The sequence below is a fragment of the Neoalteromonas flava genome (assembly GCF_002807685.1).
GTDB classification, from domain to species: Bacteria; Pseudomonadota; Gammaproteobacteria; order Enterobacterales; family Alteromonadaceae; genus Alteromonas_E; species Alteromonas_E flava.
The window spans coordinates 68,505-81,659 of sequence record NZ_PEAX01000002.1; the positions used below are offsets into that span (position 1 = coordinate 68,505).

Consider the following 13,155-nt stretch of genomic DNA (forward strand, 5'->3'; position numbering starts at 1 on the left):
TCCAGTCGTAAGTTAAATAGTCGATGCAATCACGCGTTTAGCGTGCTCAGCATCTTCAATAATTTGTTCTTTTAAATCTTCAAATGAGTCAAACTTTTGCTCATCACGCAATTTCGCCAAGGGTATTACTTCTATGCGCTGCCCATACAACTCTTCGTTAAATTGAAAAACATGGACTTCCAATTGCGCTCGTGTGCCGTTTACCGTCGGTCGATGACCGATATTAGCAACCCCAGCATAAACACGCTCCCCTAAAGTCACCTGCACAGCAAATACACCGGATATGGGAGCTTTTAAACGTTTTAACAACACGTTTGCGGTGGGGAAACCAATAGTGCGCCCACGTTTTTCACCATGCACAACTTTACCCGCAATGCTAAATGGGCGACCAAGCATCGCCGCAGCCGTGGTAAAATCTCCCCGCTCCAATGCTTCTCTGACTGCCGTGGAACTCACCCGGCAGTCTGCCATCAATAAACTCTGCGTATTAACGACAGAAAAACCGTTGGCGATTCCCGCTCTCTCCAACATTGCAAAATCACCTGCGCGCCCCTTCCCGAAACGAAAATCGTCACCGATGACCAAGAACTCCACCCCTAATTTGGCAACCAATAATTGTTGCGTAAAGGTTTCTGGAGATTGACTGGCAAAGGCAGAGTTAAATTTCACGCAAATTAGCCGGTCAATGCCAAGATCGCGCAACGCGAGATACTTATCCCGCAGAGTACTCAATCGAGCGGGCGCTGCATCGGGCATAAACACTTCTTCTGGTTGGGGTTCAAATACCATTACCGACGCAGGCAAGTTGCGCTTTCGAGCTTGTGCAATTAATTGCGTCAACACCGCTTTATGACCAAGATGCACGCCGTCAAATTTGCCAATGGTTAATACACACCCTTTGTGCCGTTCGCGCAAGTTGTGTAAACCGTGCACTAATTCCACGTAACACCCTCTGTAACTGCTAATTTAAGCGGAAGTTGAAACAAAGCTCGCGATTATAAACGACCTTGAATTGAATACCAATTGTTGCTCAATTTTTATTTGACCTAGACCTTAGCAATTAAAGCTATGCATTGATTTTGGCGGAGCGGCGAGTCCATACTGAGCAAACAAGCTGTGATTCGTTCTGGCGGGTAGAATGCCGGCAGCAAAAAACATTAAGCATTGTTGCGTAACTGTGTTGGTCGAATGCCAAACAGTAATGCACTAAAAGCAAACACCGCAAACGCAGATAAGATCAAAATTGCCAGTTCCATCACCCTTTCCAGTTCAGCGAGATCTGCCCAAACCGGCTTAGGATACCAAACGACAAACCCTGCCATAACGGCCACTGCTGCGACAACGCGCAACACAAACCAAAGCGTTTGCTGAGAAACTTTAAACACGCCCTGCTGAGCGAGCGCCCAATACAATAAGCCGGCATTTAATGTCGCCGACAAACTCGTTGCAATTGCCAAACCGATATAGCCGAAGGGTATGGCTAAAAGGATATTGAAGACCATGTTCGCGACCATGCTCCATATCCCAAATTTAACCGGGGTCTTAGTGTCGTGACGAGAGAAAAACCCTGGGGCCAATACCTTCACCACCATAAAACTCAGTAAGCCTACCGAGTACGCCTGCAAGCTCAACGAAGCCATATATGCCGTTTCAGCGGTAAAAGCACCACGCTCAAAAATAACCGTCAGGATCGGTTCAGCCAGCACGAACAAGCCGGTTGCTGCAGGTATCCCCAGCAAACATACCATCCTAAATGCCCAGTCCATGTTATTGGCAAACTGGCGACTATTCTTACTTACATGGTCACGGGACAAGGCGGGCAAGATAACCGTTGCAATTGCAATCCCAAATAACCCGAGTGGAAATTCCAATAGGCGGTCTGAGTAATACAACCAGCTGATCGAACCAGTAACCAAAAAGCTAGCGATCAAGGTGTCAAATAAGAGGTTAATCTGACTAACGCTCACACCGAAAAGGGCTGGGATCATTAGCCGCCTTACTTTAACGACTCCAGGATCATTCCACCCCCATCGTGGTTTGACCAAAAATCCAGCGCGATAAAGAAAGGGCAATTGAAACAATAACTGCACGATGCCACCGATAAACACGCCCCAAGCAAGTGCAAACGCGGGCTGCTCCAGATGCGGCGATAAGTACCAAGCGCAGGCGATAATACTAATATTGAGCAGAACAGGGGTAAACGCTGCGACAGCAAAACGATTCAATGTGTTAAGCACGGCGCCCGAGACCCCGACTAGGGAAATAAACGCAATGTAAGGAAAGGTGATTTTAAGCATTAGAGAAGCCAACTCAAATTTAGCTCCATCCGGTTGCTCATTGACATAATCAATGAACCAGCCCGTACCAAACACTGCTGCAAGTACCGGTGAACCGATAACCCCGATGACGGCAATAACAAACACAATCGCACCTAGGGTGCCAGAAACTTGGGCTACAAATTCACGTTGCCGAGCAACGGTTTCATTATGATTGACCTCGGTCAAGACCGGTACAAAGGCCTGAGAAAAAGCCCCTTCGGCAAATAAACGCCGTAAGAAGTTGGGGATTTTATTGGCAAAAAAGAATACGTCTGCCGCAGCGCCATCCCCCATCAACAGGGCAACAACAGCGTCACGAATAAGCCCTAGAACTCGAGAGATGAGAGTCATGGTACTGACGATAAGGCCTGATTTGAGTAATTTAGATGCCAAGAAAAGCGCCTTGAGTATGCGCGCACAGTCAGCGCGCAGTTATTATTCTAATAGTTTGATTGCGAGTTTAACAAAATCCGACGAGGTTAAAATCCCAATCACTCGAAATTCATCGTCAACAACAGGTAAACAGCCATGTTTGTTGTGCAAGAAAAACATGGCGACTTCACGTACATCATCGTTGCCATGAACAGTATCAAAATCGGTAAGTGCGACTTCCATAATGTTGGTACTCGCCTCACGCTCAGCCAGTGCTGCACCTCCATAGGTTGCCAAGAGACTAAACACTTTCGCTATTAGTGCTTTTTACGTAACGATCCCCAGCAACTTATCGGTTTCGGGGTCCACTACAGGTAAATGCCGAATCCCCTTATCCCGGGTTACGCTGTGCGCGTGATGTAATGAAGTATCTGGCGATAGTGAGAAAACCGGTGAAGTCATAACATCTGAAACACAGATTGCCATATTGCCTCCCAAGCTGAATCTTGCAAACGGTTTGAAAATGAGAACTACAAGGAGATTAACGCAACTTCTATCATCCTGTCATTGATGTAGCGCAAGTTAATAGGCCATATGTCAGAAAACGCAAAAAGAGTTGACTTTAGGTGGCGTTATAGGCACAATCCGCACCCTTAATTTTTACCTCTTTTTGGGAGTTACACCTTGGCTAACATTAAGTCTGCTAAGAAACGTGCCATTCAGGCCGAAAAGCGTCGCCAGCACAACGCCAGTCGTCGCTCCATGACTCGTACCAGCTTGAAGAAAGTTGTTGCGGCTATTGAAGCTGGCGATAAAGCCGCTGCTCAAACTGCGTTCGTTGCGGCACAGCCGATCTTAGACCGCATGGCAGCACGTGGTTTGATCCATAAGAATAAAGCAGCGCGTCACAAAAGCCGCCTTGCTGCACAAATTAAAGCGCTTGCTTAATAGCAACCTTATTTTGTTACAAAAAGCGCCTCTGGGCGCTTTTTTTATGTCTCACGCTCGTCGCACTCAAACTGCCATCTGCATTCACCCTAAGAATTAATCGATTAGGCGCGCGCGTCTACAGTAACTCTTCATCCAATCTTGGACTTCAGTTAGACTGATAAGAAATTATTCTACTGAGAACCCTTCATGCCCCTTACCTTACCGCGTACACTAGCTTTTTGTTTTGCTCTTACTTTGACCGCATGCGCCAATCAATCATTACATACGGATGCGGGTGTATCACAAGCTCCTGACTTGATAAAAACCGCAACAAACTCAACCCTAGCCTATGACATAGTCAAATCATTAACAGTGGAAGTGGGTCCGAGGATCCCGGGTAGTGACGGTGACAAAAGAGCAGTTGCATGGGCACAAGCAAAATTTGAATCTTTAGGCTTTGACCGCGTCACCACGCAACCTGTACGGGTTCGAAATTGGTCACGCGGTCTTGCCGACGCTAGAGTCGTCGCTCCCTTTGAACAGGCGTTGGTAATCACCGCATTAGGAGGTTCTGTCGCCACGCCGGAAGGGGGATTGCAAGCTGACATCGTCATGGTTGGCTCATTAGATGAGCTAAAAACACTGGCGCCTGAAGCTGCACAAGACAAGATCGTATTTATCAATCACCGCATGGAACGAGATCGCGCTGGACGAGGGTATGGTCCAGTTGTTAGCGGACGTGTACAAGGAGCTGTGGAGGCCGCAAAACTAGGAGCAAGCGCAGTACTTATCCGCTCGGTTGGAACTGATAATTCTCGCTTTGCGCACACGGGTATTATGCGTTACAACGATGAGGTCGAGAAAATACCTGCAGGCGCAGTTTCAAACGCTGACGCTGACACCCTTGAAGCTATGGTAAATGCGGGTCACACCGTGTCGTTAGACGTGCAACTGAAAGCCAAAGAGTTAGGCTGGCAAACCTCATATAACGTAATTGGTGAGTTTATTGGTAGCGAAAAGCCCGACGAAATTGTTCTCATTTCTGCTCATTTAGATTCATGGGATGAAGGCACAGGAGCACTCGATGATGGCGCAGGCGTTGGTATTGTTATGGCTGCTGCTAAGCTAGTAAAAGACGTTATTGGTCAACCGAAGCGGACCATAAGGGTAGTTTTGTATGCAGCTGAAGAAATTGGCCTAGTCGGCGCTTATGAATATACACGCTTGGAAAAAGATAATCTCAATAAGCTAATTGTTGCTGCTGAGAGTGATTTTGGGGCTGGCGCAATTTATCGGATGGATACTCGTTTTGACCCTTCTGCGTTACCAGCGACCGAAGCACTCTATACAAGCCTGGCAGAATTGGGTGTTAGCAAAGGTGATAATACTGCTACTGGCGGTCCTGATGTGTCTATGTTACCTAAATATGGAGTCCCCGTGGTGAACTTACGCCAAGATGGAACCTATTATTTTGATTATCATCACACGCCAAATGACACATTGGACAAAATTAATCCCGCCGATCTGCAGCAGAATTTGGCGGTCTGGAGTGTGTTTACGCACTTTATGGCAAATACACTAATCGAGACGCGTCCAGCACCTGAGCTGTGAGTTTAACAGAGATTATTGAGCCCGATTCTGGGCTCTTTGTTAATCGTTAGCGTATAGCTAAGAGAAATCGTTTACTGGAATAAAACTTAAGGAATTACCTGTGCTACGTCTTTTATTTCTTGTCCCATTAATTTTATGCGTTGCCTGGACCATGTACTTAAAATCTAAAGGCTATACGTTGCAACAAGGCAAACAAGGCTTCAAATATATATTGGTGTTCTCAGCCGCCATCGCGGTAGCTTACACCGCGCTCTTGTTTATAACACAATCGCAATATTGAAGAAGAATACAAAAAAGGCCCGGTGGAGTATCCAACCGGGCCTTTTTCTTTTGTTACGTTTGTCTAGCGGATCAAGATTTGTATATCAGCATCACTGCGTAAAGCATCGATAAAGGCCTGATAATTGGTTTGACTAGTTGTCGACAAGACACGCTGCTTAATCGCATCAGCCAATTCACTAGTATCAACTTCTGGCGCGTGGACTGCGGTCAATTTCACCAAAGCGACATTTCCATCAGCCTTTGCAACTGTAGTTAAGTTCTGCCCTTCACCCAAACCGAGAGTGAATGCCTGTTCAACTACGTTAATGCCAGGTGTCGCCATACCTCTTGTCAAATCAGGGTAAGTCTCCCAGCTTAGCTCACGTTGTGCCAAAGTTTCATCGATAGACTCTCCACTTTGCAATGCAGTCATTAAATCATTGGCGAAAGTCAAAGCCGCTTGTTGTGCGCGCTCTTGACGCAAACTTGTTTCGATGCCATCTCGAACTTCAGCAAGTGTTTTAGTGCGCTGCGGCTCATGTTCAGCCACCCGAACGACCATGACGTGATTTTCATCAATTTCAATAACATCAGAATTCACTCGGTCTTCAACTAATTCTGGTGTAAAGGCGATAGCCGTTACTTGAGGATAGTTAACACTAATCGGCGCACTCGACGCGCTAAACAATGCAGTTTCTTGCACTGGCACACCGGCCGCACCGGCCACATCATCAAGCGTATCAGGGATTTCAAAAGCTAACTGAGCCATATCTTGCTGCCGTGCATAGAACAACTCTGTAGCCTTATCGATTTGGACAACAGTACGAATGTCTGCAGCAACTTCTTCGAGTGGCGTTACTTGCTCAGCCTTAACATCTGTCAGCTTAATGATGTGAAAGCCAAATTCACTTTGTACTACTTCAGTTACATCACCCACTTCAGTTAGAGCAAAAGCTGCCTGCTCAAACGCTGGGTCCATGATGTCACGGCCAAAGAAGTCGAGGTCTCCGCCATTTTCAGCACTAAAGGTATCATCTGATTCAGCTTTTGCTACTTCAGCAAAATCTTCACCCGCATTGATCCGGGCTAGTAATGCTTCCGCTTCGGCTTGAGCAACAGCTTCATCATCACCGAACTCAATCAAAATATGCGATACTCTGCGCTCTTCTTCAGTAACATAAGAACGCTTGTTCAACGCATAGTATTCCGCAATCTCTTCTTCGGTAACAGTAACGTCGTCAATTAAATCGTCGACTTTGAGCTCTACATAACGCAATGCAACGCGCTCTTGAGTGTCGTACTGCTCTAAGTTTGACTCGTAGTAACCTTGTATATCTTGTTCAGTGATTTCGATATCACTGGCAAATGGAGTGGCGGCGATGCTGACCACATCAATGTCACGTTGTTGGCTCTGCAAGTTATTCAGCCGTTGCGCTTCAGAATCCAATACGAACTCACTGCCAGCGAGGGCTCGAGCAAGCTGGTCACGCGTCATTTCAGCACGCATGTAGTCCCGGAAAGTATTCGCTTTAAAGCCAGCTTGTTGAATGATCGCTTGGTAGCGCTCGTTATTAAATTGACCGCCCACTTGGAATTCAGGCATCGATAATAAGGTTTCACGAATCTGTTGGTCACTAACGCGCAAGCCCAACTCTTGAGCTTTCTGCTCCACTAGTTGTTCACCAATCAAGCGCTCAAGCACGCCTAAACGGAACTCTTGCAAGTAATCTGGATTGGCAAATAAAGCAGCTACGCCTTCACCAAACTGGCTTTCGATCCGAGCGCGTTCATTCTGATAGGCCCGCTCTAGCGTATTTTGCTGGATCTCTACGCCGTTGACTTTAGCCACAGCAGTCTCTGTAGAGCCCGTTAAATAGCTCCCAACTCCAGCAAAAACGAAGCTTAAAACGATAAGGGCTATGATAACCATTGCCCAAGGCCCCTGAGCCCCTTCTCTTATTTTTTCTAACATGGCTTAGCAACTCTCCATAACACCATTAGCTTTGTAGTCTTTTAGCGCAAAGCTCTTTTCATTTTAGGGCGCGAATTATACCGCATTGAGAAAATATCTCGACAGCTTATTTCGTAGAGTTTTAGCTGCTTTAGCGAAAAATTGGAGAAAATACGCTGAAACTTTGCTTTATCGCTCAAGTCAGTCTGATTTTTTGGCCACTTCAGTGGACGGGGTATCAGCAGCAGCCTTTTTCGGATTGATCCCAAACCTAAGCAAAACATTATGGAACGCGGAGACATTGGTTAGGTATAAAACGTGAGTGTAGCCGTTTTGCATGGCAATCAACTTTTCATACATCTCAATGTTGATTTTCGATAACTGTGCTAACCGTTTCGCGGTCAGTGGCGTTTGGGCAGTAGGACAGCGGATTGCACTGATGTGAGTAACGCAAGCTTGAGCCAATTTTTCCGCCACAAACCGGCATAATTGATGCCGTACTTTACCGAACAAGAAATCGCCTAAATCAATATAAATAATCTGTTTATCTTTTATTTTTATGGCATGCACAACATGCACATCACGCAGATTAGTCTTGAGCATCTTCTCCAACAATTCTGAACGCGGAGTGGGTGATTCTTTGTCAGCAAAGAAGCCATGTAACGGCACTTTATTCATGGCCGCGTTGAAGGGTTTTAAATCATAGCAATTCTGTTTGTGGTACACCGTCTTAAGGCGATCGATAGCAAACCTATTATTAGTAATAAGGACTGATGCACAGGGCATATTGCGAATACACAGCTCCCACAAGAACCGGTGCGTATGCAACTGTATTACAGCAAGGTTACGTTGCGAGAAATACTCTGCATTGTTGCTAAACAACCGCTGTAAACGTCCGCCTTCCTGCTTAACCGTTTGTTCGTCTAAGCAAAGTCGCAATACACCCGTTTCTGGCTCAAATACAACCACCCGATATTTCTGATTGGTTAATTGCAAGTCACTCACAGACACTTTGACTTCGTCACCAATCTCGACATTCTCTGGCTGCAGCAACGTCAGCTTTAATCCATTTTCCGATAAATCATCTAATGTCGCTTTGAGCTGAGAGAAGAACCCTAGCTTAATCGTTGCCGCTTCGTTCATCGCATACCGCGGCTGCGCTCGTCGATCGGCAGCAGACTCCATGACGATATCGCAATGACTAGGCCGGTCTTGATTTATTATGGACTTAGGGAAGGGCTTGAAAGGCTCTGGCTGTGCAACCTCTAACTCGCCAATCCATTCAGTCACATCTTTACAATACAGAACATGACTGATTTGCGTTAATTCAGGATAATCATGCGCAATTAGATCGTGAATCGCGAAAGCCTGCTGCTTATGCTCGTCTTCAATCGGATTTAAGCGGCATTGTAGTATCTTAAAATCTTCAATTTGCTCACCCTGTTCAATAAACTGCTTTATCATATTGTGGGCAGCTAACTCCCTATGGGTGACAAAAACGACGACTGCTCCTGATTTCGTATTAAACCGCCCTTTCAGTAAAAACGTCTCTTCAAAGCGCTGCAACTCTTTGATTAAACGCTGTAAAATTGTTTCGCCTGGTAAATCTTTAGCAACATCAAAATCACCGTTGTATTCACTGTTGACCGGCGTTACAAGGTGATATGCCATCGAATAAACATCCTTTGAAGTACGGATAAAAACAGGCAACCATGGACTATGTGCTAGGATCCGATCGCGTTCCAAATCCTGCATTGCACGTTCAATTTCCAAATCAAATTGCAGCGGAAATTGATGCACAGCTCCCTTTATATAACTGTGCAAACGCTGTCGTAACTTTGCGGGCACCGGCTCTAAAAGTCTAAAACGAGATTCAAATACCGACAGTTGTTTATTAAAGTGACTTTCAATCAGTTCAAAATTCAGTTTTATGGCTTTCGGTGTAAATCCCGCCACTTGCGGGAAGGTAAATGCAAGAATCGATTCTTCAGTATCGATTTGCGGTGTTCGCTTTGTCTCTACCACCATCTCAGTAAATGATAGCGAGGCCAATGGACAATGCTTGCCTTTGTCAAACTCAGGGCAAGAAACGGTGAAATTTGGTCGGATAGCCAAATCATCGGCAAAATCGATATCTTCAAACGACTGCGATTCGGTACTAAAACTATCTGCAATTTTAGCTAATTGGTCCTCTCTTACCTTGGCCTGGTAGTGTTCCGAATTCATAACCGACTCAAACACACCAACGGTATACCGGTCTAGATACTTCGCAGTTTCTTGCTCAAGAATGTCCTTGCCGACCTTGTCTAAGCGCATGGGTATCCCAAAATGCTTAAACTTCATAACCGGGAAATTGGCAAACTCAGAATTATCGGCTGAGACATCGGTCAGCGACGTCAGTCTAATGACTTCATTTTTAATAATGTTGCGCACTCGGCTATTGAGACGGCCAGAAAACTTATTCAACCCTTCCAACAACCGATTTTCCTGTTGTAACGGAATGAGTTTATCTATAAGCGCCGTGTATTGTTTTATAACTAAGGCTTCGTCGCTGTTTTGTGGCTGCTTTCTGCCCGCAGGATTAGACATCCATGATTACCCTAACGATGGCGTCAATAGCGGCAAGCTCTTGTTGCAGGAAAAATTGTATGTTTAGCCATTGGTCTAGTCATTTTCATTCATGCAGATACAAAAAAACCCCTGACGAGGTCAGGGGTTTTTCACACTAATCATAATGACTAAATCAAATTAGTTACAAGCGTCTTTAAGTGCTTTACCAGCTTTGAAAGAAGGAACTTTCGCTGCTGCAATTTGAATTGTTTGGCCAGTTTGTGGGTTACGGCCGCTACGCGCTGCACGCTCGCGAACTGAGAAAGTACCAAAACCAACAAGTGCTACTTGATCACCATCTTTAAGAGCTGCAGTTACTGCGTCAGTGAAAGCGTCTAGAGCACGTCCAGCTGCTGCTTTAGAAATATCTGCGCTTGCAGCGATGGTATCAATGAGTTGAGACTTGTTCACAATAAGATCCCCTTCGGTTGTTATTATTTGTGTGGCAAAACCGTTTTTGCCAAGTGGTTATAGCAAGCTTGAATAATAACATCAAGCGTCCATTTACAATTTATTAACTTCTAGTGAATCGCTGCCACCCCTTTGGTGGCAAAGGCTTGAAGCGAATACCCATTAAAGGTATCACAACTATTTCCAGTTTGAAGCCATATTCGTTAAAAAAGTGAAAAAAAAAGTGATTATTTGCTCATTTTTTGAGCTATCGAGTAAATTCTAAGGCTGAAACCCACGCACTGCCTGCTTTTTCGTCGACAGTGCTGGTCTCCAGACGTTACTGTTTTTCTACTTTAAATGACTCTACCGGGTGCTCCAGAGCTAAATCCAAAACCTCATCAATCCACTTCACCGGGTGAATAGCCAAATCTTTCTTCACATTTTCAGGGATTTCTTCTAAATCCCGTTCATTCTCATGCGGAATAATCACGGTTTTAATTCCACCTCGGTGCGCGGCAAGTAACTTCTCTTTCAAACCACCGATGGCCAAAACCTCACCACGCAGCGTAATTTCACCTGTCATCGCTACATCACACTTCACCGGGTTTCCGGTGAGACACGACACTAAGGCAGTACACATACCAATACCCGCACTAGGGCCGTCTTTCGGTGTTGCGCCTTCTGGCACATGCACATGGATATCACGCTTCTCATGGAAATCACTGTTGATACGTAACTTCTCGGCACGGCTTCGTACGACAGTCATCGCCGTTTTAATCGACTCTTGCATCACGTCACCCAACGAGCCGGTGAAGGTCATTTTCCCTTTGCCAACCACCGCAGTCGTTTCGATGGTCAGTAAGTCTCCACCCACTTGTGTCCAAGCCAATCCAGTTACCTGACCGACTTGATTTTGCTTATCGGCTTTACCGTAATCAAACCGTTGCACGCCCAAGTAGTCTTTTAAATTGTCTTGTGTAACGACAACTTTCTCGGCCTTTGGTGTTAGCAATATATGTTTAACTGCCTTGCGACAAACCTTAGAAATCTCGCGTTCCAGGCTACGTACTCCAGCCTCTCTGGTGTAATAACGGATCATGCCGAGAACCGCTGAATCAGTGATTTCCAGTTCTTCATCTTTGAGCCCATTGCGTTCAATCTGCTTTGAGATCAAGTGGCGCTGAGCGATATTTAGCTTTTCGTCCTCGGTGTAGCCGGATAGGCGGATCACTTCCATCCGATCCAACAATGGCCCAGGAATATTCATGCTGTTAGAAGTCGCGACGAACATAACGTCTGATAGGTCGTAGTCCACTTCTAAGTAATGGTCGCTAAAAGTACTATTTTGCTCTGGGTCAAGTACCTCTAATAATGCCGAAGATGGATCGCCACGCATATCAGATGACATTTTGTCGATCTCATCGAGCAGAAACAGTGGATTTTTGACCCCGACTTTAGACATTTTCTGAATCAATTTACCTGGCATTGAACCAATATAGGTGCGGCGATGGCCTCGGATTTCAGCCTCATCACGCACTCCCCCCAACGCCATCCGCACATATTTGCGGCCTGTTGCTTTGGCTATTGACTGCCCGAGAGACGTTTTACCTACACCCGGCGGCCCTACTAAACAAAGTATCGGTCCTTTGAGTTTCTTTACTCGTTGTTGCACAGCTAAATACTCAATGATCCGCTCTTTGACTTTTTCTAAGCCATAATGGTCAGCATTCAGAATTTTTTCGGCTTTGGCTAGATCCTTCTTCACTGCCGAACGTTTATGCCAAGGCACGCCGGCCAACCAATCGATATAACTTCTAACCACAGTCGCTTCTGCTGACATTGGCGACATCATTTTCAATTTTTTAAGCTCTGCAGAGGCTTTATCTTTCGCCTCTTGTGGCATTTTCGCTTCTTCGATTTTCTTCGTTAGAGCATCGAATTCGTCTGGCGCCTCATCCATCTCGCCGAGTTCTTTTTGAATTGCTTTCATTTGCTCATTCAAATAATACTCGCGCTGGCTTTTTTCCATTTGCTTTTTAACTCGCGTACGGATTTTTTTCTCTACTTGGAGAACATCAATTTCGCCTTCCATCAGCGCCATCAAGTATTCAACTCGTTCATTGACGCTGGCCATCTCGAGTACTTTTTGTTTTTCTGCCAGTTTTAACGGCATGTGTGCGGCCATTGTATCGGCGAGGCGCGCCGCGTCCTCGATGCCATTTAATGAGGTTAAAACTTCAGGTGGTATTTTTTTATTGAGTTTGACATAACCTTCGAACTGAGACACGGCTGAACGTGTAAGCACATCTTGCTCACTGTCACTGATTGGCACATCTTGGATACGTTCGACATCTGCAGCAAAGTATGGCTCTGTCTTGGAAAGAGCATCGACCTGACCACGAACATTACCTTCAACTAATACCTTAACAGTACCGTCAGGTAGCTTTAACAACTGTAAGATTGTGGCAATCGTACCAACATGATAAATGTCGTCCTGTTGCGGTTCATCAACGCCAGCATCTTTTTGAGCGACTAAAAAAATCTGCTTATCATTTGCCATCGCCGCATCTAGGCAGCGAATAGACTTTTCCCGCCCGACAAACAAAGGGATCACCATATGCGGATAAACAACAACATCTCGTAACGCCAGAACTGGCATTTCCACCCGTTGTGATTGGTCTTTAGACATGCTTTCTCTCTTCAACTACT

At 45.6% G+C, this 13,155-nt stretch carries 10 protein-coding genes; 2 read left to right on the forward strand and 8 right to left on the reverse strand.

Annotation, left to right across the window (positions count from 1 at the left end; genetic code table 11):
- Positions 1 to 12: 12 nt before the first annotated feature.
- From ribF to CSH92_RS04200, 4 genes are all read right to left on the reverse strand, one after another.
- Positions 13 to 942 (reverse strand): bifunctional riboflavin kinase/FAD synthetase, encoded by a 930-nt coding sequence (gene ribF / locus CSH92_RS04185; protein ID WP_100656375.1) that lies wholly within the window; start codon positions 940 to 942, stop codon positions 13 to 15.
- A gap of 215 nt (positions 943 to 1,157) precedes the next feature.
- Positions 1,158 to 2,711: a murein biosynthesis integral membrane protein MurJ gene (gene murJ, locus CSH92_RS04190; protein WP_100656376.1), complete on the reverse strand. Its 1,554-nt coding sequence runs from the start codon at positions 2,709 to 2,711 to the stop codon at positions 1,158 to 1,160.
- Positions 2,712 to 2,753: 42 nt separating this feature from the next.
- A complete protein-coding gene (locus tag CSH92_RS04195) occupies positions 2,754 to 2,987 on the reverse strand; it encodes a CBS domain-containing protein (protein WP_124916915.1) in 234 nt (77 codons plus the stop codon).
- Between the two features lie 30 nt (positions 2,988 to 3,017).
- Complete coding sequence (locus CSH92_RS04200) at positions 3,018 to 3,176, reverse strand: CBS domain-containing protein (RefSeq protein WP_100656378.1); 159 nt, start codon at positions 3,174 to 3,176, stop codon at positions 3,018 to 3,020.
- A gap of 198 nt (positions 3,177 to 3,374) precedes the next feature.
- Here CSH92_RS04200 and rpsT point away from each other — a divergent pair, with 198 nt between their 5' ends.
- Both rpsT and CSH92_RS04210 read left to right on the forward strand, forming a co-directional pair.
- A complete protein-coding gene (gene rpsT / locus CSH92_RS04205; protein WP_100643291.1) occupies positions 3,375 to 3,638 on the forward strand; it encodes a 30S ribosomal protein S20 in 264 nt (87 codons plus the stop codon).
- Positions 3,639 to 3,827: 189 nt separating this feature from the next.
- On the forward strand, positions 3,828 to 5,231 hold the full coding sequence (locus CSH92_RS04210; protein ID WP_100656379.1) for a M20/M25/M40 family metallo-hydrolase: 1,404 nt from the start codon (positions 3,828 to 3,830) through the stop codon (positions 5,229 to 5,231).
- A gap of 343 nt (positions 5,232 to 5,574) precedes the next feature.
- Here CSH92_RS04210 and CSH92_RS04220 read toward each other — a convergent pair whose 3' ends face one another.
- The 4 genes from CSH92_RS04220 to lon all read right to left on the reverse strand — a co-directional run bounded on the left by CSH92_RS04220 (position 5,575) and on the right by lon (position 13,135).
- A complete protein-coding gene (locus tag CSH92_RS04220) occupies positions 5,575 to 7,464 on the reverse strand; it encodes a SurA N-terminal domain-containing protein (protein ID WP_100656381.1) in 1,890 nt (629 codons plus the stop codon).
- Positions 7,465 to 7,644: 180 nt separating this feature from the next.
- Positions 7,645 to 10,032: a PilZ domain-containing protein gene (locus CSH92_RS04225; protein WP_100656382.1), complete on the reverse strand. Its 2,388-nt coding sequence runs from the start codon at positions 10,030 to 10,032 to the stop codon at positions 7,645 to 7,647.
- A 159-nt stretch (positions 10,033 to 10,191) separates the two neighbouring features.
- Positions 10,192 to 10,464 (reverse strand): nucleoid-associated protein HU-beta, encoded by a 273-nt coding sequence (hupB, locus tag CSH92_RS04230; RefSeq protein ID WP_100643286.1) that lies wholly within the window; start codon positions 10,462 to 10,464, stop codon positions 10,192 to 10,194.
- A gap of 319 nt (positions 10,465 to 10,783) precedes the next feature.
- On the reverse strand, positions 10,784 to 13,135 hold the full coding sequence (gene lon, locus CSH92_RS04235; RefSeq protein WP_100656383.1) for an endopeptidase La: 2,352 nt from the start codon (positions 13,133 to 13,135) through the stop codon (positions 10,784 to 10,786).
- Between the last annotated feature and the right edge of the window lie 20 nt (positions 13,136 to 13,155).